A 26,475-nucleotide genomic window follows, 5' to 3' on the forward strand; every position below is an offset into this window, starting at 1 on the left:
AGTCAGGGCAATCCTTAGATCATTTCCTCGCCACCTTTGCCACCGAGCACGATCTCGCCGGCCTCGGCCATACGACGTGCGATGGTGAGGATTTCTTTCTGTGCGGTTTCCACGTCGCTGACACGCACCGGCCCCTTGGCTTCCAGGTCGTCGCGCAACAGTTCGGCAGCACGCTTGGACATGTTCTTGAAGATCTTTTCCTTGATCGCCTCGTCCGAACCCTTGAGCGCCAGCACCAGCACGTCCGAAGACACTTCGCGCAACAGCGCCTGGATACCGCGGTCGTCCACGTCGGACAGGTTGTTGAAGACGAACATGAGGTCTTCGATCTGAACCGACAGGTCTTCGTCGACCTCGCGGATCGAATCCATGAGCGCGCCTTCGATGGAGCTGTCGAGGAAGTTCATGATATCGGCAGCGCGCTTGATACCACCCAGGGTGGTACGCGACGTGTTGGCGTTACCGGAGAACTGCTTCTCGAGAATCTGGTTCAGCTCCTTGAGAGCTGCCGGTTGTACGGTATTGAGCGATGAAACCCGCAGGATGATGTCCAGACGCACCTTGTGGTCGAAATGCCCAAGCACCTCGCCCGCCTGATCGGCGTCCAGATAAGCCACCACGATTGCCTGAATCTGCGGGTGCTCGAAGCGGATCACATCGGCAACCGCACGCGGCTCCATCCACTTGAGACTGTCCAGGCCACTGGTGTTGCCGCCCAGCAGGATACGGTCGATCAGGCCGTTGGCCTTGTCTTCGCCCAGAGCCTGAGTCAGCATCTTGCGGATATAGCCGTCGGAACCGACGCCAAGGCTGGTCTGATCGCCGACGATATCGACGAACTCGCTCATGACCTCTTCGACCTGCTCACGATGCACGTTGCGCATCTGAGCCATCGCCACACCCACTTTCTGCACTTCCTTGGGGCCCATGTGCCGAAGCACCTGAGCCGCATCGGTTTCACCCAGAGAAAGCAGCAGCACGGCGGCTTTCTCGACTCGGGTCAGTTTGGCTACGACGGCTCGATCATTCATCAGTGTTAATCCACTCTTTCACAACCTGGGCCACACGACCCGGATCTTCGGCCACCAAACTCTTGATTGCATTCAACTGTGCGTCATAACCCTCGGTCGGGCTAGGCAGCAGGATACTTTGCGGACCACCCAGGCTGACACGGTCATTGGACAGTTCGCCATCCATGCCACTGCCACCCATGCCACCGAAGCCACCCAGCTCCGAGTCGCCGAACCCGCCCAGTTCCTTACTCTTGCCGCTGGTGATGTTGTTCAGCACAGGGCGCAGAACACCGAACACCAGAATCAGGATGAAGATCACACCCACGGCCTGCTTGAGGATGTCCCAGAACCATGGCTGCGAGTAGAACGGAATTTCCGGGATCACTTCACCGCGCTCGCTGGAGAACGGTACGTTGATCACGCTGACACTGTCGCCACGGCTGGCATCGAAGCCGACCGCATCCTGAACCAGACGCGTGAAGCGGGCCAGGTCAGTGGCGCTCCATGGCGCACGGGTCACTTCGCCGTTGGCCGGGTTGGTCTTGACCATGTCGTCCACAACAACCGCTACCGACAGACGAGTCAGACGACCCTGCTGTTGCTTGGTGTGGCTGATGGAACGATCCAGCTCGAAGTTCTTGGTCGACTGCACGCGCTTGTCGGCCGGGTACGGCGCCAGAGCGGGCTGGCCGGTGGCCGGGTCCATGATCTGCTGACCGTTGGCATCGAGCAGCGGCTGGCCTGGGGCGATAGCGGCTGCGGCACCGGCAGCACCACCACCGGTGGTCTGAGGCGCTGTCGCAGGACCTGGCGGCTGGTTGCTCAAGGCACCCGGAACACCTTGCGGGCCGGAGCTGCTGGAACGTTGTTCATTGACCGACTGCTCGCTGCGCAAGGCTGGCTGGTCAGGGTTGAAGCTTTCGGCTGTCGATTCGACGGCGCTGAAATCCACCACCGCCGAGACTTCTGCCTTGTAACGGTCGCTGCCCAGAATAGGTTGCAGGATGTTCTGCACACGCTGGGTCAGCATGCCTTCCATACGGCGGCTGTAGTCGAACTGCTTGCCGGCCATGGTCAGCTCGGAATTCTCGGCCTGATCGGAAAGCAGATGGCCTTTCTGATCCACAACCGTGATCTGAGATTTGCTCAACTCGGGAACGCTGGTAGCGACCAGATTCACGATTGCCACGACCTGGCTTGGCTCAAGGGTACGACCTGCGTACAGCTCGACCAGAACCGAAGCACTTGGCTTGCGATCGTCACGGACAAACACCGAGCTTTTCGGAATCGCCAGGTGCACGCGGGCAGCCTTGACGTTATTCAGGGACGAGATGGTGCGTGCCAGTTCGCCTTCCAGACCACGGCGGTAGCGCGTGGCTTCCATGAACTGGCTGGTACCCAGGCCCTGATCCTTGTCGAGAATTTCGAAACCGATGTTGGAGTCGTTCTGCACCACGCCAGCCTGAGCCAGCTGGATACGCGCACGCTGCACGTCATCGGCCTTCACCAGCAAGGCGCCGGAGTTGGGCTCGACGGTATAGGAGATGTTCGCTGCAGTCAGGGTTTCCATGATCTGCTTGCTGTCCATTCCCGCCAGGCTGCCATAAAGCGGCCGGTAATCGGGTTGCTGGGACCAGAGCACCACGGCAAAGCCAATGGCCACGCTGGCAGCCAGACCGACCATGAGGCCGATCTGACGCAGCATGGTCATTTCAGAAAGGTTTTCCAGAAAAGACAGACCAAACAAGGGTTTCTTGTCGGGAGAGCCCGCTCTTGCCGGAACGGTTTCGGCTGTTGCTTCGGCCATGACTCAGTACGTCCCTTAAACCGGCATCTGCATGATGTCTTGATAGGCTTGAACCAGCTTGTTGCGAACCTGGGTCAAAGCCTGAAACGAGACGCTGGCTTTTTGTGAGGAAATCATGACGTCAGTCAAATCGACACCACTCTTGCCGATTTCAAATGCGTTCGCCAACTGACCTGCGGCCTGCTGGGTTTCGGAAACCTTGTTGACGGCCTGGCCAAGCATATCGGCAAAGCTGCTGGTGCCGACTTCCGGCGTAGCGGTCACTGGCTTGGACGCCGCCATGGCATCCATCTGCATGGCCCGCATATCCAACATCAAGCGATTAAATTCAACACCTTGGCTCATGGACATTTTCTCTCGTAAGGCCCGCAATTTTTTGACACTGATTCAGCGGATAGTGAAGACATAGCAACAAGAGTGCCAAATAGATAACGACACCCGCTTCACTTTGCCCTCACCCGCGTCCCAGACCTTCTGGGTGAACCCCGCATCTCGCACAATGGCATCAATATGCCATTGAATTACAACATTCATACGACAAAGCCAGCAGAAGAGATCACCCCTTCCCGACCCGCCGGAAAAGCTCAGGTCGCGAACAGATAAGCCTCGACATCCATGCCCGCATCACGCATCTGTGCCAGTTTGTAGCGCAGCGTCCTGGGACTGATACCCAGTCGCTCAGCCGCTTCCTTTCGACGCCCACGCTCAGTGCGCAGGGTATCGATGATCACTTGAAACTCACGACGCCGCAGATCATCTCCCAGAGCACCGGCCGACTCGGCAACAGTAGCGGCTGGTACATTATCCACCGCCACCGCAGGCGCCAACGGCACCGAAGCCACAGATGGCGAGGCCCCGGTAACAGGTCCCGCCAGGCAGAAATCTTCAGCCTCGATCACACCGCCCTGCTGCAATATCAAGGCCCGCTGCACGGCATTGTCCAGCTCTCGCACATTGCCCGGCCATGAATACGCCACCAGACACGCCTGCGCCTGGGCAGACAATCGCACAGGTGCATGCTTCATTTTATTGACGTGTTTGGCCAACAGACGCTCGGCAAGCGGCAGAATATCGGCAGTCCTTTGACGCAACGCTTGCCATGCCAACGGGAAAACCGATAACCGATAAAACAGATCCTCACGAAACCGCCCGGCCGCCACTTCACCCGCCAGATCACGATTGGTAGTTGCCAGGACCCGGATATCCAGGCTGATCGGCTTGCGAGCTCCCACCCGCTCCACCTCACGCTCCTGGAGTACTCGCAGCAGCTTGGCCTGCAAGCCCATGGGCATTTCGGATATTTCGTCCAGCAGGATAGTGCCGCCATCCGCCTGTTCGAACTTGCCCGCCTGCGCCGCAATGGCACCGGTAAACGACCCCTTTTCATGCCCGAACAGTGTCGCTTCCAGCATGTTGTCCGGAATCGCCGCACAGTTGATCGCTATAAAAGGCTTATCGGCACGTGGCGAGTTTTGATGAATGAATCGCGCCAATACTTCTTTGCCCGTCCCGGACTCACCGGAAATCAGCACGGTGGAATCACTCTTCGCCACCCGGCTGGCCAGGTTCAGCAACTGGATACTGGCGGGCTCCACGGCAATCGGCCCATCGCCTTCAGCAGGCCCAAGACGCCCCAGCGCATGCCGGGCAACCAACGCCAGCAAGGCCTTGGGCTCGAAAGGCTTGACCAGATAATCCGCCGCGCCCTGACGCATGGCATCCACAGCCCGCTCGACGGCACCATGGGCCGTCATCAGCAGAACCGGCAATTGCGGATGGCGACTGCGCAACAGTGCCAGCAATTGATGACCATCCATGCCCGGCATGTTTACGTCACTGATGACCAGACTGAAGGGCTCCTGATCCACCGCAAGCAGGGCATCTTCAGCCGAACCAACAGCACGATAATCGTAACCGGCCAACTCAAGCGTCTCGCCGAGCGCTTCGCGCAGCGAACGGTCATCCTCGACCAACAGCACTTTGATCGACATCAGTGGCTACTCACTAAAGCGGAAACCGGAATCAACGGCAAAGTGACGATTGCACACGTCCCGCGATTGACAGTCGAGCGGTACTGCACGCTACCCTGATGAGCACGGGTCACTGCCGTCACCACCGCCAGGCCAAGGCCGGTGCCGGTGGTCTTGGTGGTGAAAAAAGGTTCGCCGATACGCGCCAGCGCAGCCTTGTCCATACCACTGCCGTTATCACTGAAGCACAGGCGCAACGTATTGCCACGGCTGTAAGCATGAATTTTCAGACGGGTTTTTCCGACACTGGCCTGCACCGCGTTTTCCACCAGATTGAGCAGCGCACCCACCAGGGTGTCGCGGTTGCACAGCAGTTCGCCATCGATCGAATCGCACTGCCAGCGAACCGCCACATCCTGCACGTGGGTCTGGGCTGCCGACTGCAAGGCCTGGAACAGTTCCCCCGGTGTCAGCCGATCGGTCAACGGCAATTCGCCGCGGGCAAAGACCAGCATGTCGCGCACCTGATGCTCAAGCTCATGCAGGCGCTCCTTGAGGCGCGCCGCAAAACGCTGCTGGGTTTCCACCGGCAATTCCTGCTCGGTCAGATGACTGGCGTAGATCATGGCCGCCGACAAGGGCGTACGAATCTGATGCGCCAGAGAAGCGACCATGCGCCCCAGGGAAGACAGGCGCTCATGGCGAGCCAGTTGTTCCTGGAGGCGACGGGTTTCAGTCAGGTCATTGAGCAGGACCAGTTGCCCGGGCTCTGCATCCAGCGAGCGAGTGGCGATGGACAGCCGACGCCCGTCGCGCAGTGACACTTCATGCCCGTCATCCTCGCGAGGCGCGAAGCAACGACTGATGACATGGCGCCACAACATCCCCAGCAGAGGCTGCCCCAACAGATCGATGGCGGTCGGGTTGGCCTCGCGCACCACGCCCATGCCATCAATGACAATCACGCCACCGGGCAGCAGATCCACAAGATTCTGCAGACGGTTGGCCAGACGCTCCTTCTCTGCCAGCTCCTGCATGCGCTGGACACCCGCCTCCGCCAGCTCGCCTTTCAACTCGGCGACGCGAGTTTCCAGCATGCCGTAGGAATCAGCCAACTGAGACGACATCTGGTTAAACAATGAGAAGGCCTGCTCAAGCCCCTGGCGACTTTCCAGTTCCAGGGAGGGTTTAGCTTGGCTGGGCAAGTCAGGGGACATGTGGGCGGCCTTGGACATAAATCATCTCTCGCGTGGCGAACCGTCATTAAACGGTATGTTGAGAGTGACTTAGCAATCCTCGTGCCGAAAAAAAACCTCTGAAAATTCAGAGGTTTGATTTTTGGCTCCGGGAACAGGCGTCAATCATCCGCCTGATCGTCACCTTCCCGGCGACTCATGCCGTACTTGCGCATCTTTTCTACAAGCGTTGTACGACGAATCCGCAGACGCTCCGCAGCACGCGCCACGATACCGTTGGCGTCATCCAGCGCCTGCTGGATCAAGCCCTGTTCCAGACCACCCAGGTAATCCTTGAGGTCCAGGCCTTCCGGAGGAAGTACGGCACCGGAAGCGAAGTTCGGCGTGTGGGCATTGATGGCTACGCGCTCTTCCAGATCACTGCGCAGGCTGTCGACCATCTGCTCGTCTTCATCGTCGACGTAGCGGAATTTCTTCGGCAGCTCCGCCACGCCAATCACGCCATAGGGATGCATGATCGCCATGCGTTCCACCAGGTTGGCAAGCTCGCGCACGTTACCCGGCCAGGCATGACGACACAGCGACATGATGGCGGCCGAGTTGAAACGGATCGAACCGCGCTTTTCGTGCTCCATGCGCGAGATGAGCTCGTTCATCAGCAGCGGAATATCTTCGACACGCTCACGCAGAGGCGCCATTTCGATCGGGAATACGTTCAGACGGTAATAGAGGTCTTCACGGAAACTGCCGATCTCGATCATGTTCTCGAGATTCTTGTGGGTGGCGGCAATGATGCGCACATCGATGCTTTGGGTCTTGTTACTGCCGACCCGCTCGAAGGTACGCTCCTGCAGAACACGCAGCAGCTTGACCTGCATCGGCAACGGCATGTCACCGATTTCATCCAGGAACAGAGTACCGCCGTTGGCCAGCTCGAAACGCCCGGCACGGCTGGTGATGGCTCCGGTAAAGGCGCCCTTCTCATGCCCGAACAATTCGCTTTCCAGCAACTCGGCCGGAATCGCGCCGCAGTTGACCGGAACGAAAGGTGCGTCACGACGCTTGGAGTGGTAGTGCAGGTTGCGAGCAACCACCTCCTTGCCCGTACCCGACTCACCCAGAATCAGCACGCTTGCATCGGTATCGGCCACTTGCTGCATCATCTGACGCACGTGCTGGATGGCACGGCTGGTGCCGACCAGACTGCGGAACAGATTGGGTTCGCGATGCCGACCACGCTCACGGGCCTGATCGTACATTTCACGATAGACCTGGGCACGATGCAGGGCATCCAGCAATTTGCTGTAGCTGGGAGGCATTTCGAGGGTGGAAAGCACGCGCCGACGAAGGTCTTCGGGAAGGTCGACGGCAGAATTTTCGCTCATCAACAGAACCGGAAGGAACTCATCCCATGCAGCGACTGTCTTAAGCAGTCCTTGAAGGCTGCCCGGGGCATTCACGCTGCCCACAAGCACGCAAAGCACTTCACGCGTCGAGGCCAATGAGCCGACAACCTGCTGCCAGTCCTGACTGGTGCAGGATAAATTTTCTTCGCCCAGAAAATTCAGGATAACCGCCAGATCCCGGCGGCGCTGGCTATCGTCATCGATTAGCAGAATCTTGATTTCACGCCACATGCAATAGCAACTTCCCTAGTCAACTCAATGCCCGAGATCGTGGGCAGCTTGGCATCTCAGCCGTTATATCCGATGAGACGCCAGAAAATAGTGAACATCACTAGTTAAGTCAAAAAAACATATACAGTCAAATTTATGGCGAAACTATTGTCGAACAATCAAACCGACAAATAATAGCTAGCCAAATAGATGGTATACCTTCGCGGCGTTTTTGGCATTGCGGATTTGCGTCATTTCGTCGGCGATTGCCTGACGCTCATCTGTAGCAACGTCAATCAATTGTCGATAGACGCCCAGCAGCTCTTCCAGATTGCTGCGCAGCCCCGGCTCATCAGCCGGCGCTTCGCTGACAACAGCCTCAACACACTCACGGCATGCCAGATCAAGTTTGACGATTGCATCCCAGTCACGCTCAGCCAGGGCCCCGACCAACGCTTCACGGGTTTCTTCGATACGCTTGAGCGCAGCACTCATGGTGGTTTCTCCAGAAGACAGCGAACTTATTGTTGTACAGCGCCGATTGCGTCCCAGCCTTCCTTGACTGTAATCAGCAGGCCGGCAACTTCATCGAGCATCTTTTCATCATTCTTGGCATTGGCTTCAGCCAGACGCTTCATCATGTAGTGATAGAGACTGTCCTGACGGACCAGCGCCGGGTCGCTTTCCAGATCCAGCCCTTCACGCAAGCCACCCATAATGCCGATGGCCTTGCCGATGAAAACGCATTTGTTGGGAATATCCTTGCGCGCCATGGCACCTTTGGCCTGGGCGATGCGATCAAGGCCACACTCCATCAACATCTGGACCAGACGGTGAGGGCTGGCTTCAGAGGTCTGTGCCTGTGAGCCAATCTTCTGATACTGACGCAGTGCTAACATCGGATTCATAGGGGGCCTCGTAGCAGATCCGGATTACGTATACCCAAGCTATCGACGCACGGTCAAAAAACTTTAGCCTGAAAGCAAAAACCCGACACAGGGTCGGGTTTCTGGCATTACTTTTATTTACGAAGCGTTTTTCTGAGCGTTCATCGCCTCGAAAATCGAGGTGATGCTGCTGGCCGTTGCCTTGAGCTTGCCAACCGCCAGGTCCATCGCGTTGTACTTGGTGGTCAGGGTTGTAGTCAGCGTTTCGATACGACGGTCAAGCGCATCCTGCTCAGCAGAGAGTCGAGTCTGAACCTGAGTCAGACTGGTTTTCTTTGTTGCAAGGATGCCACCGGCCTTCGTATAGGGCTCAATGGCGTCCTCCATACGCTCGATCAAACCACCGCTGCCGGTAAACAGCTTCTGAATATCCCCTCCGAACTTCTTGTCGTTCAGGGCCTTGGTAAAGTCCGAGGTATTCAAAGACAGCGTACCGTCGCTCTGCTGCGTCGTGATACCCAACTGAGCCAGAGAGCCCAGGCCACTATTGGAAGTTGCCGTAGCAATCTGACTACGAATGGCAGCAAGCAGGGCACGAGGCGTCGAATCCCCCGTCATGGCCGCTGCAGTGAAGGTTGTTCCGTCTTCAGAAACCGTACCCTTGGTCAGCGTGGTGACAAGCTTGGCCAGGGTGTTATAGGAGTCGACAAAAGTCTGCAGCGAGGTTTTCAAGCCCTCGGTGTTGGTAGCTACCGTGATCGCCGTATTGGTGTTGGCGTCAGCACTTTTTGCCACCAGTTCGAACGTCAGGCCGGATACAGCGTTGCTGACCGTATTGGTCGAACTGGTCAGGCTCAGACCATCGATCGTGAACTCGGCATCGCCGGCCAGAGCCTGAATCGCACCCGCCCCAGGAATCGCCTTGCCGTTGGCATCGGTCGATGTGCTGGTGGAGCTCATCAGTTTGGTGCCATCGATATTCAGCATGCTCAGCTCTGTACCACCATCAACCGAAATATCACTGCCCTTGCCGGTGGTGGTCGAACTGAATACAAGGCGCGAACCATTACTGTCAGTAATGATGTTCGCTGAAATACCTTTACCCTGGAGCGAGGTGTTGATCGTGTCACGCACCTGCTGCAGCGTCGAAGTCGCAGTAATCTTGACTTCATGAGTAGTGCCATTTTGAGTGATTTTCAGGGTACCACTCGGAATAGCACTGGTCTGAGTCGAGTCGAGCGCAACTGTTGCAACCTTGGACGCGGTCGCCAACTGGCTCACATTAATAGAATAAGTACCGTTTACTGCCTCGTTACCCGCAGTTGCCTTGACCACAGACTCATTGGCTGAGGTGGCGGCAAAACCCTGAAATGCAGGTGTTGTGGTGCTCTTGAGACTGTCCATCGCCTTTTGAAAGGCACTCAATGCAGCCGTGAGCTGATCCACACCACCAGCCGCAGCCTTGGCGACGCTGGTCTGCTTGGTGATCTGGTTCTGCTTGGCAGCCTTTTCGACCCCAACCAGCCCGTCAACAATTGCCTTGATATCCAGGCCAGAGTTGAGGCCCGTACTCGATGTAATTGTAGCCATGGTGCTTACTCCTCAAGAATGTCGCCGACCTTTTGACCCTTTCAAGGAATCGGAAAATCTTCAACAATTTTCGTGCCAGTAGTCAGGCCTTGACGTGAAACAACAAGCTGTGCGCGTCGCTCAAGCTATCGGCCAGTTTCAGGATTTCCGCATTGGGAATCTGTCGGACCACCTCACCGGAGTCACTTGCAATCACTTTGACAATGACTTTTCCAGAATCTTCGTCAATCGAAAATTCGAGGTTACGCTTGACCGACTGAAAGAACTTCTGAATGTCTTCCGCGGCAGCCTTCACCTTCTCCTCTTCCTGTGAGTCGTCCTTTTGCAAGTCGGAACCCTTACTTTCGGACGTCGGCGCAACTCGCTCGACGGAAGGCTTATCAACGGGCTTATCCGTTGCCACAACTGGACTTGCCGATTGAGCGGGTGGATAAGACAAGTTCAGCTTTACACTCATATCCATGACCATCACCTCCGAAAGTAAAAAAGCGAGAGAGCACGGTTAAGCACTCCCCCGCCAAAATCATCCCGATATTACTGAAGCAGTTTCAGTACAGCGGAAGGCAGCTGGTTAGCCTGAGCCAGAACAGAGGTGGAAGCCTGTTGCAGGGTCTGTTGCTTGGTCAGCTGTGCAGTTTCAGCAGCGAAGTCGGTATCTTGTACACGACCCAGTGCAGCACTGGCGTTTTCGTTGATGTTCTGCAGGTTGGAGATGGTGCTGGTCAGACGGTTTTGTGCAGCACCGAGGTCAGCACGAGTGGCGTTGATGGTCGACAGAGCGGAGTCGATAGCGTCCATTGCAGCAGAGAAGTTAGTCTCGGCAGCGGCGCTGTCGGAACCGGCGATGGTGATAGCCGAACCAACACCCAGGGTATCAGCGTCGAAGCTGGCGCTCAGAGTCAGAGTGATCTGGTTCGAGCTGCCAGTGTTGGAGCCGACCTGGAAGGTCATGGTGCTGGCAGTACCGTCGATCAGGTTCTTGCCGTTCAGGTTGGTGCTGTTTGCGATACGAGTCAGTTCTTCACTCATCGCGGTGAATTCTTTGTTCAGAGCGTCACGGTCAGTAGAGCTGTTGCTGTCGTTTCGAGCCTGGACAGCCAGTTCACGCATACGCTGCAGAATGTTGGTCGACTCTTGCAGAGCACCTTCAGCGGTCTGAGCCAGGGACATACCGTCGTTGGCGTTCTTGATGGCCATGGTCTGGCCTTTGATCTGCGAGTTGATACGGGTGGAGATTTGCAGACCGGCAGCGTCGTCTTTGGCGCTGTTGATTTTCAGACCGGACGACAGACGGGTCATCGAAGTCGACAGAGCGTCAGAGGCGCGACCCAGGTTCTTCTGAACGTTCAAGGATGCAACGTTGGTGTTTACTGTTAAAGCCATGATGAATTCCTCGTTGGTTGGGTACTACGTGGCTTCCGGCCCCTGCAAGCGCCGGGTGTGCCTAGAGAACCTTCGTAATAGTTATCGTCGCGGTGGCAGGTTGCTTGAGCCTTTTTTTGAAAATTTTTGCCAGCAATCTGCCAGCCCTTATAAAACAAGGGCTTGAAGCCCAACCCACTGAGAGATGACGCCAGTAAACTGCCTTGAATTGCGATACCGACAAGGCAGGAAAAAGCAGGAATACAAAACCGGTGCTATCAGCCCCGCGCACTTCCTGACGAAAAAAGCGCCTGCGGGCTGCCCCACAAGCGCTTTTCTTGAACAGACCGCGATCAGTCCCGATAGATGATCGCCGAGCCCCAGGACAACCCGACACCAAAACCGCTCAGTGCAACGCGCTTCCAGGAAGAGTCGAGCACATGCTTTTCAATCAGCAGCGGAATGCTCGAAGACACGGTATTGCCGGTTTCGACCATGTCTTTGACAAACTTCTCGGGCTTGTCCTCGAAACGACGCGCCACGGCATCAACGATGGCCGCACTGCCCTGGTGGATACAGAAGGCATCGATGTCGTCAGGCTGCAGGCCGGACTCGCCCAACAGCTCATGCAAGTGCGCAGGCACTTTGAGCAAGGCAAAGTTGAAGACCTGACGGCCATTCATGAAAAACACGCCATTGCTGACCTTCAGGTGTGGCGCACCGGAACCGTCGGTACCGAACTTCGCCTTGCCCAGTTGCCACGGAGCATCTTCGCCCATCCAGGTCGCGGTGGCCGCATCGCCAAACAGCATGGTGGTGTTGCGGTCTTCAGGGTCGACGATCTTCGAATAAGGGTCGGCAGTCACCAACAGGCCGTTCTTGAGGCCTGTCGCTTCCATGAAGCCCTTGATTGCGTAGATGCCATAGACATAACCGGAGCAACCCAGGGAGATATCGAACGCAGCGACATTGGTCGACAGGCCCAGCTTGTCCTGAACAATGGCAGCGGTATGGGGCAGCCCTTCTTCATCGCCGTTCTGGGTCACGACGATCAGCACATCAATGCTTTCGCGCTTCAACTGAGGATTGTTGGCCAGCAGTTTATTGACCGCTTCCACGCACAGATCCGACGTTTCCTGAGCGGAATCCTTGCGCGGAAGAAATGTGGAGCCGATTTTCCCAAAGATGAACTCTTCATCCTTGCCGAACTTGGCACCTTGAGCGTAGTTATCCACGCCATCTGTGGGCACGTAACTCGCTATGCTTTTTATGCCAATCATCATGGCTTCCCGATTAGTAACAGGTAAATGTTCGTCCCAAGAAAATCAGGGCGCTACCGAATAGGCGATTTGCGGGCATTTTCAGGGTGTGGGACACGCTACGCAAGTCGAACGCACGCCGCTCCCTGTAACACGATAATGTGGAGATGCACTTTATGACCCGCAGGTCACTCCCACATGCATGCTTTACGATTTGCGGATCACGAAAAAGCCGAAAACAACGGCTTGCAGGCGATGCGATCCGCCTGCATGACAGGCGGATCGCTCAAGACAGGAAGGATTAACGCGCAGCCAGCGTAAAACCCTGGCCGTTGAGGTCAAAATTGCGGCTGTAAGCCTCATCATGGGCGAACTGTGCCGACCATTTATCGATCAGCGCCGTGCGCGCCTCGTCAGGGGCATTCACCACGCCGGAATGCACGACCTGCACGTGTGGCGTCCAGACCGTGAGATAACCGGCCTGAGCCGCCTTGAGGCACAAATCGACATCAGACAGGGCTTCGGCAAACTCACCTTCATCCAGACCGCCTACTGCATCGAACAACGACTTTTCGATCATCAGGCACGCCGAGGACACAGCAGAGTAGTTCTGCTCGATCACCAAGCGGTGCATGTAGCCTCTGGATTTCTTCGACTCACCCACAAAGCCTGAACCGACGCCGCCATTGAGACCCAGAATCAGACCGGCCTGAGTCACAGTGCCCTCACGATCCACCAGCCTGACACCGACGATACCGACTTCAGGACGCTGGGCCTGATTGAGCAACGACTCGATCCAGCCGACGTTGACAATCTGGCTCTGGGCATCGAGCAGAATCAGGTACTCGCCCTTGGCCTCCTGGCTGACGAGGTTGCTCAGGACCGCAGGACTCAAACGCTGGTCAGCCCTGAACACACGAACCCGACTGGACAGCTTTTCCTGCTGGTCCAGCCAGGTCGACAGCTCAGGCGAGCTGCTGTTGTTATCGGCGATCAGCACTTCGAAGCGCTGATAGCGGGTGCGCTGCAGAATGCTTTGCAGGCAGCGTTGCAGCTCCGGCAGGTTGTCCTGGCTTTGCAGCAGGATCGATACCATTGGCCGATGAGTGTGGCGATAATCGATCTTGTAGGTGCCAGGCAGTATCGAGCTGACCTCAGCCTGATAGCCGCGCTTGCCGAGGTGACGGGTCAGCGCCTTCTTCTCGTCCTCGTTCTCTTCAAGCTCGGGAGCCTCGCAGATCAGGACCGGTTCACTGAGGTGAGCCAGCCCGCTCATGCCGCCCTGCTCGATCAGACGCAGCAACAGGTCGAATTCCAGCGCTTTCGGGAAATCACGGGAATATCCCCCCGCCTCCACCAGCAAATCACGACGAATCAGCCAGTGACGCGCCATCAGCGCAGGCAGGCTCTGCAGCAGATCCAGGTTGAATCCCGGACGGAACAGAGGTGCCAGCGTGCCGTTGGGCTGACGATGGATTTCATCCACTGCCACCGCGCGGCACTGCGCGGCATCGATCAGCTCGACGCTGGCCTGGAGCAGACCGCTTTTGGTGAACTCTTCGCCGGCATTGGCCAGCATCAGCCAGTCGCTTGGGGATTGCTTGACCACCTGATTGATCTTGTCGACGTAGTTGCTTTCAGTGACCTTCACGAAATGCAGTGTATTTTGCAGCGTAGTGGTCGCCGGCAACTCGCCAGTGGTGAAAACGATCACCTTGAATGCACGGTAATGACCGTTGATCAGGCTGTCGAAGGTGGCCTGCAATTTGAAGATATCGGCCTCGAGATCCAGCAGCAGAATCCCGATCCGGGAACCTGCAGGATTTTTCTCAAGTCGGGCATTGAGCTTTTTCAGTTCGCCAGCGTCTGGATTTCGCGCATCCAGCCACTTGAGCAGATGACCGGACGCCATGCTATCAAGCAGCTTGCCATTGTCCTTGTCGGACACCGCCTGCAGGCGCTTGCCCCAGGCCACGATCCGCTCTGCCTCTTCCTCATCGTCAGCAGATTTGCTCAGTTCCTGAGCCAGTTTCTGCACCACGTCATGGTTGAAGGCATAAATGGCATAGGCCTGCCATAGTCGGCTGACCAGCGTTTCGGCATCGGGGTTGTTTTGTGGGCGCAGCAGCTCGCTCTGTTTGAGCAGTGCGGCTTCCAGGCCTTCAAGCTGCAAGCGACCGGCCGGCAGGATATGGATCAGAAACTCGATCCGGGCCAGTTCATCGAAAAACGACTGGTTGTAAAAAGGCAACTCAACGAACTGCCGAGGCTCGAAATGCGGCTCGGACTGCTCGAAGGCAACACTCCAGACCGAACTGACAATCTTTTCCTTGCCTTGAAAACTCTGGGTGCTCAGGGACTCGCTCATCGCCTCAAGCCCGGCCAGAATCAGCTTTTCACCCTCGTTACCCGCAACCGCAGCCGAAGTGAGGGCTGATACCAGCATCCGGGCAAACTCTTCGCGCCCGGCCCTGGCCTTGGGATCGATATGCGTAAGCGCAGCCTTGATGGCAGCGTTATGCTGTGAAAGCGCTTCTTCACTCTCTACGAAATGCAGCCCATAAGGAACGGGCAGGATGCGCAGTTTTGCGGCCGCTGCCAGATAGGCCATATGGCCGATTTCCTGCCAGTGCAGATCCGTTCCATCAGGAACCGCAGCGAACCACTGCCGGGCCAGCTCGGTTCGGGTGACGGCATTGAGCAGAGAAGTCCCCTGACCCAGGAAACCGATGAGGCGTTCACCTGCCTGATCCGATGAGTGATCCTCGATGACCTTGCGATCACGACGCAGATAATCCACCTGACCGACCTGAGCCTGATAGCTCAGACTGTAGCCCTGGCTTGCACCGTATTGGTCATGCGCCTCAAGAAAGCACAATGCCTCGGTCAGCGCGTCCGGCAACAGGAAGCTGCTGGCATCCAGATAAGCAACGAAAGGCGTGGAAACACGCTTGATGCCTTCAGCGATCCGGGCACCCAGACCCGCCTCGGCGAGCGCCGCCTCGTGCAAGTACTCAAGCCCTTGGATTCTGGCTATTTCGGGATCAGGTGCCCGGGATGAATCCACAACCACCAGAGCACAGGGATAGTCGCTGTAGTACTTCAAGGCTCGACGCAGGAAATCTGGCTGATCCTGAGCCAGCAACACCAATGTCAGACGCTGATTCAACGGCGTGGCTTCATTCCCGAAATTGCTTTGCATAGTCTTTCCCATAGCGAACCGATGACTCTCTCAACAGAGGGGACAATTCGCCCGCTGCTGAAGCAAGAGCAAAAACATAGCATCTGCAGCGCAAGTCCTGCGCTGCAGAGTATTCATTTTGTGCGGATCAATCCGGCAACCAGCCGTTGGCCCAGTACTGCAGGTTCTCGCCGCGCAGCATGAAATCGCGCAGTACCGTCTCCCTTAGCTCATCACCCATGCGGTAGCTGGCATTGGGATCGGACAAATGCATGCGGATCGCCTGCAGCCATTCCTCGGAACTGTTGGTGTAGACCCGAGTGGCAGGCAAGTGCCCACGATAGGCTTCGGTATCCGAGCAGATCACCGGGTAGCCGCAAGCGCCGTACTCCAGCAGACGCAGGTTGCTCTTGCAGTCGTTGAAGATATGGAACTCCAGCGGCGCCAGTGCGAGATCCAGATTCAGACTCGCCAGTTTTGCCGGATAGGTATGCAGGCTCACAGCCGAATGGAACTCATGGATATAAGGCCTGAGCAGATCCGGACACATGCCGAAGAAGACCCACTCGACCTCATCGGCCAACGTCCGTATCACATCGACGATAAGCTCCAGATCGCCCCGGTGACTGGTTCCCCCACCCCAGCCGACCCGCGGTTTACCGGAACTGCGGCGAACACTCTTGAGGTTGCTCCACAGATGGGTCGCCAGCATGTTGGGCACCACGCGAATATCGCTATGCATGCTGGACAAGGCCTGGGCCAGTGGGTGAGTCGACACCACGACCCGGTCACAGAGCCCGATACCCCGGCGCAACATGGTCGCAATGTTGTCCGGCATATTGCGGCGATGTTCGTTTTTCTCCGGGACATCGGCGATGTAGTCATCCAGTTCGAAAATACGCATCGCGCTGGAGTAATTCTTCACCAGGGCAATATCCGGCACCTTGGCCTCGGTGTAACGCCCCTGGAAGACGATGACATCCGGGGACTGACGCTCGATTTCGATGATCGAAGGCGACTCGTAGGTCATTCTCCCGAGTACACGCCCGGCAGCCACCAGTTCAAGCAAGGGCTGGCTGACCCGATAATGCCCCACGGCCGACGAATTGACAGCCATGCCCAGAATGGAAGGCAGGTGGCGCGTGCAGAACGGGTTCCAGCCAAACTGCAGCCCCGGCTCCAGACTGAACGAGGAGGCCTCGCTAAGACTCAGGTTCGGGTTATAGGCCGGATCCCTGACCATTTTCGGCAGCCATTTCAGGTAAAAAGACTTCTGCTCGTTATCAAGTTTCTCGCGAGAAGACTCCGAACGCTGAACCGCAGCGGGCTCGGCCAGCACCACAGAAGAGCATGGTGTTCCGACGATGAGATACCCTTCACCGCCGACGCGCATGCACAGGTCCAGATCATGCAGCCCCAATGAGAACGTGGCCGCATCCATCCCGCCCACACTGTCGAATACCTCTTTGCGCACCATCAGGCAGTTACCGCTGACTGCGCTCCAGTTCTGCGTCAGCAGCAGGCGCTGCATGTAACCGCTCGCATCCGCTGGCAAGCTGACGAACGGTCTGCCTGCTAGCCCCTCCAGACCCAGCACCATACCGGCATACAAGATATTGCCCTGCGGGCTCAGGATGCGCGGACCGACAATACCGACCTCAGGACGCTGGGCATGACTGAGCAACTCATCGAGCCATTCAGCCTGGTGAATAATCGCGTGAGGGCTGAGGGTAACCAGATACTGACCGCGTGCATGGGAAGCCGCAAAATTCTGCGTGGCGGCTTCGTTACCAGCATCGGGCGAAGCGAAAATCCTCAATTTCTCGCTGCCCAGTTCACCCATGGCAGTAAACCAGGCCAGGGCCTCGGCGCTCTCGCTGGCCTTGTCGACAATCACTACTTCGTAATGAGGATATCGAGTCTTGCTGAGCAGGCTGTCGAGGCAGCGCTCCAGATCAGCCAATTGATCACGGGTACTGATAATGATCGAGACCAGCGGGCTGGCAGCATGCAGGTACTCGATACGGTTGAGCAGCGGCAACTGATCATGATGAATGACATGCTCCAGACCGATACGCTGCAGGTGGGCCGACACCAGAGGTTCGCTACGCTCGATCACTTCAGGCAGTGAGAGCCATTGAGCGAACGACAGGCTTGACTCGACCTGGACTTCAGCGATGTGCTCGATGGTTTGCGGGCCGGCACTTTCCACCAGACGCCAGATCACATCATGGGGCGCCAGCTCACCATGGACAGGATCAAAACCGCCCATGCTCAGCAGGTTGCGACGCTCAAAGGCCAAGGTCCGCCCCACATAGGGGTAACCCCGCATCAGGTCGAGGTTGAAGTCCGGCTTGAACACCGGCTCCTGCGACTCGTCATCAACGATTGCGCCTTCATCACTGTAGACACACAAAAGACCGGAAATCTGGGCGACACGCTCGGCCAGAACCAGCAGCGCAGACTCGGTCAGCCTGTCACCGGCACGCAACAGATACACCCAGTCGGCGTGCTCCAGCAACGGCAGTACATCGTTCAGTTGTTGCGACCAGTCGGCCTGAAGCGGAAAACGTAATACCTGCTGGTCCTCAAGACTGGCGGCATTGGTCAAGACCACCACAGACTCGGCCGGGTAATCCTGATCGGTAATGCTCTTGAGGGTCATCTCCAGCGCATCGGTTTTATCATGATCATCGATCACCACCGGAACGATACGCGGCTGCCAGGCCCAGCTTACGACTCGCTGCTCCAGAAGCTTTTTCCGAGACCCGAGAAACCGACGGCACGAAAGCCACTCGGCATAGAGTTCGGCATAGCTTTCGCTGTCACTGCCGACCCGGCTGCGCATGATGCCCTGACGATTGGCCATTACGCCGTAGAGACCGACTTCATCCCACTCTCTGGGCGACTCCAGAGCCTTGCGCAAGGCGATAAAGCGCACCCAGCCCTGGGCTGGTGCCTGCTCTCCGCTACGCGCCTTGAGCATTTCGTTCAGCCAGCCCCATTCCGTGGTTGCTGTGTGGTACATGTCCGGCTGTTTGCTGAACCGGGCAGGATGCAGACGCTCGATACTTTCAATACTGTGCAGCGCGACCAGATTGCCGCGTCGCAACAGGCAGTTGAACAAAGCGAAATCGAGCAATGCCACAAAGCCCTGCCCTGGCTGCGCCAGGGATGGCAGGTACTCCAGAACATCGGCCCTGCGCATCAGTGCACTGCTGAAGCCGCCAAGGGTATTACGCGGCGTACGCTCGAAAATCGCCAGCATGTCCTCGCCCTTGAACAGGGCATCGTAGGGAACAAGACCGACGTTCTCCATGCGGGTCGGCAACACATAGTCATCGACATCGACCAGATGTCGCTTGCCGACTACCAGCAGAACATCGGAATGCTGATCGAGGACCTGAGCCTGACGGGCTATGCAATAGCGATACAGACGATCGTCATCGCACAGGAACTTGATGTACGTACCCTGCGCCTCTTCAAGGCACTTGAGCAGATTGCCCTGGAAGCCCAGACGGTAAGGGTTGCCTACATAGCGCGCGATGGTGTTCGAAGGCGTCACCAGTTCGTCGAATATCTCTTTGATTTCACCGGTCTGACAGTCGTCGCAAACGATGACCTCAAGATTGTCGTAGCTCTGAGCCAGGGCACTTTGCAGAGCTTCGCGGAAGAACCGTGGATTGAGGGCCGGGATGACGATACTGACGAGGGGAGTTTGATTCACAGTACGAACTCATGAGCGGCGGGAAACCAGCCAGTCGAATGGCTTCCCTCACCGCTGAAAAAAGACGGCGGATGCTCAATGCCAGGAATCAGATCTGGCTGAACAGGTTCAACTTGGACAACTGGACAAAAACTGACTGGGAGGCGTCCAGCATGGTCTTTTGCAACGTCAGCCGGGTGGTTGCCTCAACCATGTCTGAGTTGACGAACGTGCCCTGCTCAACCTCATTGTTGCCCTTGAGCAAGTCGTTGGTCACGCCTTGCGCAGTTGCCGCGACCTGACGAGCACCACCCGCCGAACGCGCAGTGGAAGCTTGTTCCCTGCTACTGATGATGTTGCCCAGCGCCGAGGACAATGCCGCATCAAGATTCTGGGAAGCAACCAGGTCGCCATCGGCTGGCGTGCTCAATGCCTTGATCGCTGCCGACAAGGTGTTCAGAACGTTTTCGGTCTGATGCGTGGAAGACTGCACCACAAACTGGTCACCGTTGGCCGGCGTGCCGCTGATGGTGAAGTTGACACCCGCCGCATTGGCGGTTGTCCCGGTCAGCGTGCCTGTGGACACCGGCGTACTGCTGCTGGTGACGGGCGAGGCATACAGTTCGTAATTCGTGGCACTGGTGAACTTGAGAATCGCACCCGTGGTGGGGAATGTATTGTTGAACGCGGTCAGGTCAGCAGCGCTGGTACCTACTACAGAACTGCTGATGGTCGCAGTCGAAGGGTTACCGGGACTACGGGAGGTGGTCACACTGTCCGGCGTCGAAGCCAACTGATAAGTACGGTTGGTCAGAACAGCGTCCGCAGCTGCAGTCGTTGCTCTTTCCGCCGCCGTCAGGTTGACGTTCATGGTCAGCTCGACACCACGGAACGTGAATGACTGATCGTTGAAGCTGTCGTGGGTAAACGTGCCCGCTGTCGAAGCGTCGGCGGTCACATCATTGCCCAAACCATCAGTGATCTTGAACTGGGTACTGCTCAGGAAGGTCAGCGTGTAAGGCTCGCCTGCCTGATAGTTGTTGTTATACGCGTTGCTGGACTTCACCAGGCCGCCGGTCAGCGATACCTTGCCATCTTCCACAGCAGGAGACGTCAATGTCGCGGAGGTACGAGAAGTGTTGATTGCCTGCTCGAACGCCTCGAAACCGGTGGTATTGCTTGCCAGCACCAGGCCGTCACCCACCGCGAGATTCACGTGGGTCTGGTCACCGTTGTAGCTGTAAGTGCCATCGGCATTCTGCGAGTACGGAGGAGTCGACGATTTCGAGCCCGAGAACATGTACTGTCCGTTGGAGTCCTGACTGTTCATCAAGCCCAGGATCTGACTTTGCAACTGCTTGAGTTCATCTGCCGTGGAGATACGGTCCTTGTCGGTATACGAACCGTTACCCGCCTTGACGATCAGCTCCTGAGCAGTCTGCATGGCATCGATGATGCTGGTCAGCGCGGTTTCAGAGTTGGTGGCGTTGGTATTGATCGTACCGATGTTCGATGAGTACTGAGTCAGCATGGAGTTCTGCTGTGCCAGTTGCAGCACGCGAGCAGCTCCCACGGGGTTGTCACTGGCAGTATTGAGCTTGATCCCGCTGGAGACCTCTTCGCCACTCTTGATCATGTTGGCATAGTTGCGCTGATAGTTCGAAGTCGTGGCTTCGTAGAACTGGGTAGTTGAGATACGCATGGTTCACGACTCCTTAAAGACTGTTGATCAGCGTGCTGAAAATGGTTTGTGCCGCCTTGATGATCTGGGAAGAGGCGGTGTAGTACTGCTGATACTTGATCAGGTTGGCCGCTTCTTCATCCAGGGACACGCCCGATACTGAATCACGCGCCGACTTGGCCTGGGCCAGAACGGCATCTGTAGCTGTCACATCGCTCTTGCCCTGACTGGCACGAGTACCGATCTTGGCAACCAGATCACCGTAGGCACCGGACAGGCTGGTGCCGACACTGCCACCGGTCACGTCAACGCTCTTGGCGGTCTGCAAGGCCACACCGGCCAGGGCGTTACGGTTGTCGGAAGAACCGGCACCAGTCATGTCGATGCTGAAGGTGTCATTGACGATTGGAGAGCCCGAGAGGGTCATCTCGATCTCGAATGCAGTCTGAGTGCTTGGCGTGGTACGGGTGTCGGCGTAGCCCACGCTGAGCTTGATGTTATTGCTCTGCCCTTGGACGATGGAACCGCCCACAGCATTGCCATTCTGATCGAGCACAGCCGCACCGGTGGAATCCACCAGCGTATAGCTCTGCACGCCAGTGCTGCTGACCGAGCCCATCACCAGTTTCATCGGTGTGGAGCTTTGCAGCGCATTACGCAGGTCGCTGGTCTGGGTCGAATCGTAGATGTCGGCCTTGGTAGTGAGGACAGGCTGGGTAAAACCACCGGTACCGGAGTTGCTGACACCTGCCTTGGCGGTCAGTGGCGCGGCAGCGGCAATGTCCTTGGCATCGGTCAGGGCAACAGCGATACCCGAAGCACCATTGCGCGTCGGACTGACCTTGAAAGAATCGCCAGCAGCCATCGCACTGCCATTAAGGCTTACCGTGAAGCCCTCGAACTGGGTCGGCGGGTTATCCGTCAACGAACCGGTGCCGACGCTTTCGCCATTGGGCAAACGGCGCACGGTGAAATTGTTGGCATCGCTGAAGGTGACTTCGTAATCGTCAGCCGTCAGTTTGCTGGTGTCCTTGATCGTGACATCAAGGTTGCCCGAGCCTGCGCTGTTGCCAACCTTGCCAATACTGCGTTGAGTGATCAGATCAGCGTTGTTGATGTTGGTGAATAGGCCAGAGCCGAAATTACCCTTGCTGTCGATACCCTGACTCATCTGACTGTTGATCTGATCGGCCAGTACCAGCGCCACACGTCCAAGCTCATTGGAAGCAGGCGTCAATACTTCAGAGCGGTAACGCAACAGACCGCCAATGGCACCACCAGTCACCACCGACGTTACATCAGTAGAGGTCTGACCGATCTTGATCTGCAGGTTGTACTGCAAAGGGTCGGTCTTGCTTGGGCCAGCCGAGAGGGTCGCCGCGGTGGAACCGCTTACCAGGGACTGTCCGGTACCCGTCATGACATCATAGGTGCCATTGCTACTTTCAAGGACCTTGACGCCGATCAGTTCGTTAAGTTGGCGAACGGTTTCGTTGCGCGTATCAAGCAAAGTGTTGGGGGTGGTATTCCCGGCGGAAGCCGCAGTGATCTGTTTGTTCAGGCTGGCAATCGTGCTCGTCAGTTCGTTGACCTGAGCGGTCAGCGTAGTCAGTTGCGCATTGACGTTATCGTTCTGCGATGACAACTGCGAGGCTATCGAGTTGAAGCGCGCGCTCAACGCGCTTGCCTGGGTCAGGAAAGTCGAGCGCTCTGCCGACTGGGTCGCATTGGAGGCAACGGACTGCAGGTCGGTGAAGAACTTCGACATCTGCGCCGCAACACCCGTGGTGCTGTCAGACAGCAAGGTATCGGTCTTGCTGGCCTGACCAGCGTAAGCCACGGCATCCGCACTGAGCGCAGTACTGGTTTGCAATTGGGCATCGAGGTAGCTGTTGTAGATACGACGCACGTCGGACAGCGTGGTACCGGTACCGATGTAACCGACACCCAGACCGATATTGATCTGCGCCGAAGCCGTGGTCATTACCTGTTGACGCGAATACCCGGCAGTGTCCACGTTGGCCGTGTTGTTACCGATGGTATTGATCGCGGCACTGCTGGCAGTAATACCCGAGAGCCCAATTGAAATCAGCGACATGATTCAAACCTTATAAAGTCGTGGAAGAGCCCGTTGCAGCGGCGTAGTTCTGGTAACTCTTCATCTGTTTCGCAATCTGCGAAATCTTGCTTGCGTAGGCCGGGTCCGTGGCGTAACCGGCCTTCTGCAATTCTTTTACATACTGCTCAGAGTTATCGGCGGAGTTGATGACTTCTTTATACCGATTGTTGTTCTGCAACAGGCTGACCAGGTCATGGAAGCTGTCAGCATAGGAATCGTATGAACGGAAGTCCGCCGTCTCCTTGACCATCTTGCCGTCACGGAACTCACTGGTGATTGCACGGGCCTGCGCCCCTTGCCAGCTACCGGTTGCCTTGATGCCGAACAGGTTGTGGCTGCTACTGCCATCCTGCTGACGCATGATGGATTTACCCCAGCCGGTTTCCAGCGCAGCCTGGGCCACCAGCATGACGGGATCGACGCCAATTCGCGCTGCGGCTTCCTTGGCCAGAGGCAACATGGTCGCCACAAACTGGTCGGAGTTGCCGAAGGCACGCTTGGCCGGTGCCAGCGGCGGCTGAGCCATGGTACGAACGTATTGCGGCTCGGCAAGATTGGGATCCAGCGTCCAGTCACCATTGCTGCCGGTCGATGTCGCACGCTGCGCAGCCATCGGACTATTGGCATTTGCATTGGTGGTTGCCGTCGAAGGCACAATCCCCAGCAGCAAACGATCGGTAAGCTTGGTCGGCAATGCCAGGCGGCGCGAATTGAGCAGCGCCATGTCATTACGCCCTTCGACAGAGCCAGCAGCCCCCGCCTTGTCTGCCGCTGCCGAGCGAGTCGCCCACAGCGGACGCTGATAGACGCTGGTGGCCAATCCCGCCTTGGAGGAATCCGTAGCAGCAGCCTGAGTGCTACTCGCCGCAGCCGCGTGATTGACGCCCTTGTCCTTGGACAACTGGCGCATCAGCACATCCTGCAGCCCGATGCCATTGGCACGGGTCGACAGGGTAACGGCCAGTTGCTGGTCATACATGTCCTGATACTGCCGCGTTGCAGCAGTATTCAGCGGATTGTCCTTGGCCAGCACTTCGTTGGCCGAGCGCATGGCCTTGAGCATCTGGCTGACGAACAGCGACTCGAACTCCCGAGCCACCTTTTTCAGGTTCTCCGGGCTGTCCTTGTCGCCATTCTTCAAAGCGGCCAGACGATTGACATCGGTATAGGCACCCGAGTCGACCGTTGTGGAAATTCCGCTCTTGGGCATATCCATGCTCGATTCCTCAGATCACGATCAGGTCGGCTTGCAACGCGCCGGCCTGCTTCAGGGCTTCGAGAATGGCCATCAAGTCACCGGGAGCCGCGCCCACCTGGTTGACCGCACGAACGATCTCATCCAGCGTGGTGCCCGGGCCGAACTTGAACATCGGATGCATTTCCTGCTGGGCATTGAGCCTGGAGCGCGGCACCACAGCTGTCTGGCCATTGGAAAGCGCGCCGGGCTGGCTGACGATCGGATCTTCAGTGATGGTCACGGTCAGGCTGCCGTGAGTCACGGCGGCTGGCGATACCTTGACGTTCTGGCCGATCACGATAGTGCCGGTCCGCGAGTTGATGATGACCTTGGCGGCAGTCTGGCCCGGATCGATTTCCAGGTTTTCCAGAATCGACAGGTAATCCACACGCTGACCCGGATCAAGAGGCGCAGTCACACGCACCGAACCACCGTCCAGCGCCTGGGCGACGCCGGGGCCAAGCATGTCGTTGATCTTGTCCACGATGCGCTTGGCCGTGGTGAAGTCGGAGCGGTTGAGGTTCAGGGTCAGGCTGTTGCCCTGATTGAAACCGCTCGGCACCGCACGCTCGACCGAAGCACCGCCCGGAATACGACCGGACGACGGAACGTTGACGGTAATCTTCGAACCGTCACGACCTTCAGCATCGAAGCCACCCACCACCAGGTTGCCCTGGGCAATGGCGTAGACGTTGCCATCGACACCCTTGAGCGGGGTCATCAGCAGACTGCCGCCCCGCAGGCTCTTGGAGTTACCGATGGACGAAACGCTGATGTCCACCACCTGACCCGGCTTGGCGAAAGGCGGCAGGTCCGCATAGACCGCCACCGCCGCAACGTTTTTCAACTGCACGGTGCCCGAGCCGCTCGGCACCTTGATGCCGAACTGCGACAGCATGTTGTTGAAGGTCTGCAGGGTAAACGGCGTCTGAGTGGTCTGGTCACCCGTACCATTGAGGCCGACGACCAGGCCATAACCGATCAATTGGTTGGCCCGTACGCCCGAGATACTGGCGATGTCCTTCAGGCGCTCGGCCTGAACACCGAAGGCGGTGGACAGCAGCAGGGTTGCCGCAATCAGTTGCTTGAACTTGATCATGTCTATCCCGCTATCAGAAAGGGAACAACGGGCTGAGGAAGAACCGGTCGAACCAGCCTGGCTGGTTGGAGTCGGCAAATGCACCAGTACCTGAATACGTGATACGCGCATCAGCCACTCGCGTGGATGACACAGTGTTATCGGTGGCAATGTCGTCGGCACGAATCAGACCGGCAATACGGACCAGCTCATCACCGGTATTGAGGGTCAGCCACTTTTCGCCACGCACCGCCAGAATACCGTTGGGCATGACATCGGCAACCGTCACCGTCACCGAACCGGTCAGGCTGTTGCTCTGGGCGGCCTGCCCCTGACCTGCGGTAGAACGTGCGCCCGTGTAACCGGCATTGAGACTCAGATCGTTACTGCCGATCGGGTTATTGGTCGTCAATCCGGAACCGAACAACGAAGTCAGACCCAGGTTGGCGGTGCTGTCCTTGGTAATGGCAGAGCTTGCAGCCTTGCTGGACGCCATCCGCTCGGAAAGCGTGATGGTGATGATGTCACCCACACGAAAGGCTTTGCGGTCGCCATACAGGTTCTGCTCGAAACCGGCCTGATAGATCGCACCATTGTTTGCAGCGGCAGACATGGGCGTACGCGGCAACACCGGCGCGTAATAAGGGTCATTAGGCTTGGCAGAGGGCGCCACACAGCCTGACAGCAAGGCAATCGCACTCAAGGGGGCGATCAACACTGAAAAACGCAGAACACTAAGGCGTTTCATGACACTTGAAACCTCGCGGTGTAGC

Annotated in this window: 19 protein-coding genes; all 19 read right to left on the bottom strand. The window is 57.2% G+C overall.

The window, feature by feature from the left end; translation table 11 throughout:
* Positions 1-14: 14 nt before the first annotated feature.
* The 19 genes from fliG to flgH all read right to left on the bottom strand — a co-directional run bounded on the left by fliG (position 15) and on the right by flgH (position 26,450).
* Positions 15-1,031 carry a flagellar motor switch protein FliG gene (gene fliG, locus KQP88_RS15910; RefSeq protein WP_117166720.1) on the bottom strand — a complete coding sequence of 339 codons (1,017 nt, stop codon included), beginning with the start codon at positions 1,029-1,031 and terminating at the stop codon, positions 15-17.
* Entirely contained in the window at positions 1,024-2,820 is a 1,797-nt protein-coding gene (gene fliF, locus KQP88_RS15915; RefSeq protein WP_200993351.1) for a flagellar basal-body MS-ring/collar protein FliF, read from the bottom strand. The genes fliG and fliF overlap by 8 nt, the downstream gene beginning before the upstream one ends.
* Positions 2,821-2,835: 15 nt before the next feature.
* Positions 2,836-3,165, bottom strand: coding sequence for a flagellar hook-basal body complex protein FliE (gene fliE / locus KQP88_RS15920; protein ID WP_025260897.1), 330 nt, complete (start codon positions 3,163-3,165; stop codon positions 2,836-2,838).
* A gap of 239 nt (positions 3,166-3,404) precedes the next feature.
* Positions 3,405-4,811: a sigma-54-dependent transcriptional regulator gene (locus tag KQP88_RS15925; protein ID WP_200993352.1), complete on the bottom strand. Its 1,407-nt coding sequence runs from the start codon at positions 4,809-4,811 to the stop codon at positions 3,405-3,407.
* Positions 4,811-6,007 (bottom strand): sensor histidine kinase, encoded by a 1,197-nt coding sequence (locus tag KQP88_RS15930; RefSeq protein ID WP_253950615.1) that lies wholly within the window; start codon positions 6,005-6,007, stop codon positions 4,811-4,813. The genes KQP88_RS15925 and KQP88_RS15930 overlap by 1 nt, the downstream gene beginning before the upstream one ends.
* A gap of 140 nt (positions 6,008-6,147) precedes the next feature.
* Complete coding sequence (fleQ, locus tag KQP88_RS15935; protein WP_200993354.1) at positions 6,148-7,623, bottom strand: transcriptional regulator FleQ; 1,476 nt, start codon at positions 7,621-7,623, stop codon at positions 6,148-6,150.
* Positions 7,624-7,800: 177 nt separating this feature from the next.
* Positions 7,801-8,097, bottom strand: a complete 297-nt coding sequence (gene fliT / locus KQP88_RS15940; RefSeq protein WP_025260901.1) for a flagellar protein FliT — start codon at positions 8,095-8,097, stop codon at positions 7,801-7,803.
* Positions 8,098-8,123: 26 nt separating this feature from the next.
* Positions 8,124-8,510, bottom strand: a complete 387-nt coding sequence (gene fliS / locus KQP88_RS15945) for a flagellar export chaperone FliS (protein ID WP_200993355.1) — start codon at positions 8,508-8,510, stop codon at positions 8,124-8,126.
* Between the two features lie 117 nt (positions 8,511-8,627).
* Positions 8,628-10,079 carry a flagellar filament capping protein FliD gene (gene fliD / locus KQP88_RS15950; protein WP_216703575.1) on the bottom strand — a complete coding sequence of 484 codons (1,452 nt, stop codon included), beginning with the start codon at positions 10,077-10,079 and terminating at the stop codon, positions 8,628-8,630.
* An 82-nt stretch (positions 10,080-10,161) separates the two neighbouring features.
* Entirely contained in the window at positions 10,162-10,542 is a 381-nt protein-coding gene (locus tag KQP88_RS15955) for a flagellar protein FlaG (protein ID WP_200993357.1), read from the bottom strand.
* Positions 10,543-10,613: 71 nt separating this feature from the next.
* Positions 10,614-11,462: a flagellin domain-containing protein gene (locus tag KQP88_RS15960; protein ID WP_216703576.1), complete on the bottom strand. Its 849-nt coding sequence runs from the start codon at positions 11,460-11,462 to the stop codon at positions 10,614-10,616.
* Between the two features lie 332 nt (positions 11,463-11,794).
* On the bottom strand, positions 11,795-12,721 hold the full coding sequence (locus KQP88_RS15965; protein ID WP_216703577.1) for a ketoacyl-ACP synthase III: 927 nt from the start codon (positions 12,719-12,721) through the stop codon (positions 11,795-11,797).
* Positions 12,722-13,001: 280 nt separating this feature from the next.
* Complete coding sequence (locus KQP88_RS15970; protein ID WP_216703578.1) at positions 13,002-15,902, bottom strand: glycosyltransferase; 2,901 nt, start codon at positions 15,900-15,902, stop codon at positions 13,002-13,004.
* A gap of 127 nt (positions 15,903-16,029) precedes the next feature.
* Positions 16,030-19,608 (bottom strand): glycosyltransferase, encoded by a 3,579-nt coding sequence (locus tag KQP88_RS15975; RefSeq protein ID WP_216703579.1) that lies wholly within the window; start codon positions 19,606-19,608, stop codon positions 16,030-16,032.
* Between the two features lie 88 nt (positions 19,609-19,696).
* Positions 19,697-21,289, bottom strand: a complete 1,593-nt coding sequence (locus KQP88_RS15980) for a flagellar hook-associated protein 3 (RefSeq protein ID WP_216703580.1) — start codon at positions 21,287-21,289, stop codon at positions 19,697-19,699.
* Positions 21,290-21,302: 13 nt separating this feature from the next.
* The gene (flgK, locus tag KQP88_RS15985; RefSeq protein WP_200993363.1) at positions 21,303-23,366 is read right to left on the bottom strand and encodes a flagellar hook-associated protein FlgK; all 2,064 of its coding nucleotides are present in this window, start codon (positions 23,364-23,366) and stop codon (positions 21,303-21,305) included.
* A 10-nt stretch (positions 23,367-23,376) separates the two neighbouring features.
* The gene (gene flgJ / locus KQP88_RS15990) at positions 23,377-24,603 is read right to left on the bottom strand and encodes a flagellar assembly peptidoglycan hydrolase FlgJ (protein ID WP_216703581.1); all 1,227 of its coding nucleotides are present in this window, start codon (positions 24,601-24,603) and stop codon (positions 23,377-23,379) included.
* 10 nt (positions 24,604-24,613) lie between these two features.
* On the bottom strand, positions 24,614-25,723 hold the full coding sequence (locus KQP88_RS15995; RefSeq protein ID WP_025260912.1) for a flagellar basal body P-ring protein FlgI: 1,110 nt from the start codon (positions 25,721-25,723) through the stop codon (positions 24,614-24,616).
* A 13-nt stretch (positions 25,724-25,736) separates the two neighbouring features.
* Positions 25,737-26,450 (bottom strand): flagellar basal body L-ring protein FlgH, encoded by a 714-nt coding sequence (gene flgH / locus KQP88_RS16000; RefSeq protein ID WP_025260913.1) that lies wholly within the window; start codon positions 26,448-26,450, stop codon positions 25,737-25,739.
* Between the last annotated feature and the right edge of the window lie 25 nt (positions 26,451-26,475).

The organism is Pseudomonas lijiangensis, assembly GCF_018968705.1.
GTDB classification, from domain to species: domain Bacteria; phylum Pseudomonadota; class Gammaproteobacteria; order Pseudomonadales; family Pseudomonadaceae; genus Aquipseudomonas; species Aquipseudomonas lijiangensis.

Coding starts and splice junctions, on each gene's coding strand:
- fliG (WP_117166720.1), bottom strand. CDS start 1,031: ATGAATGATCGAGCCGTCGTAGCCAAACTGACCCGAGTCGAGAAAGCC.
- fliF (WP_200993351.1), bottom strand. CDS start 2,820: ATGGCCGAAGCAACAGCCGAAACCGTTCCGGCAAGAGCGGGCTCTCCC.
- fliE (WP_025260897.1), bottom strand. CDS start 3,165: ATGAGCCAAGGTGTTGAATTTAATCGCTTGATGTTGGATATGCGGGCC.
- KQP88_RS15925 (WP_200993352.1), bottom strand. CDS start 4,811: ATGTCGATCAAAGTGCTGTTGGTCGAGGATGACCGTTCGCTGCGCGAA.
- KQP88_RS15930 (WP_253950615.1), bottom strand. CDS start 6,007: ATGTCCCCTGACTTGCCCAGCCAAGCTAAACCCTCCCTGGAACTGGAA.
- fleQ (WP_200993354.1), bottom strand. CDS start 7,623: ATGTGGCGTGAAATCAAGATTCTGCTAATCGATGACGATAGCCAGCGC.
- fliT (WP_025260901.1), bottom strand. CDS start 8,097: ATGAGTGCTGCGCTCAAGCGTATCGAAGAAACCCGTGAAGCGTTGGTC.
- fliS (WP_200993355.1), bottom strand. CDS start 8,510: ATGAATCCGATGTTAGCACTGCGTCAGTATCAGAAGATTGGCTCACAG.
- fliD (WP_216703575.1), bottom strand. CDS start 10,079: ATGGCTACAATTACATCGAGTACGGGCCTCAACTCTGGCCTGGATATC.
- KQP88_RS15955 (WP_200993357.1), bottom strand. CDS start 10,542: ATGGATATGAGTGTAAAGCTGAACTTGTCTTATCCACCCGCTCAATCG.
- KQP88_RS15960 (WP_216703576.1), bottom strand. CDS start 11,462: ATGGCTTTAACAGTAAACACCAACGTTGCATCCTTGAACGTTCAGAAG.
- KQP88_RS15965 (WP_216703577.1), bottom strand. CDS start 12,721: ATGATTGGCATAAAAAGCATAGCGAGTTACGTGCCCACAGATGGCGTG.
- KQP88_RS15970 (WP_216703578.1), bottom strand. CDS start 15,902: ATGCAAAGCAATTTCGGGAATGAAGCCACGCCGTTGAATCAGCGTCTG.
- KQP88_RS15980 (WP_216703580.1), bottom strand. CDS start 21,289: ATGCGTATCTCAACTACCCAGTTCTACGAAGCCACGACTTCGAACTAT.
- flgK (WP_200993363.1), bottom strand. CDS start 23,366: ATGTCGCTGATTTCAATTGGGCTCTCGGGTATTACTGCCAGCAGTGCC.
- flgJ (WP_216703581.1), bottom strand. CDS start 24,603: ATGGATATGCCCAAGAGCGGAATTTCCACAACGGTCGACTCGGGTGCC.
- KQP88_RS15995 (WP_025260912.1), bottom strand. CDS start 25,723: ATGATCAAGTTCAAGCAACTGATTGCGGCAACCCTGCTGCTGTCCACC.
- flgH (WP_025260913.1), bottom strand. CDS start 26,450: ATGAAACGCCTTAGTGTTCTGCGTTTTTCAGTGTTGATCGCCCCCTTG.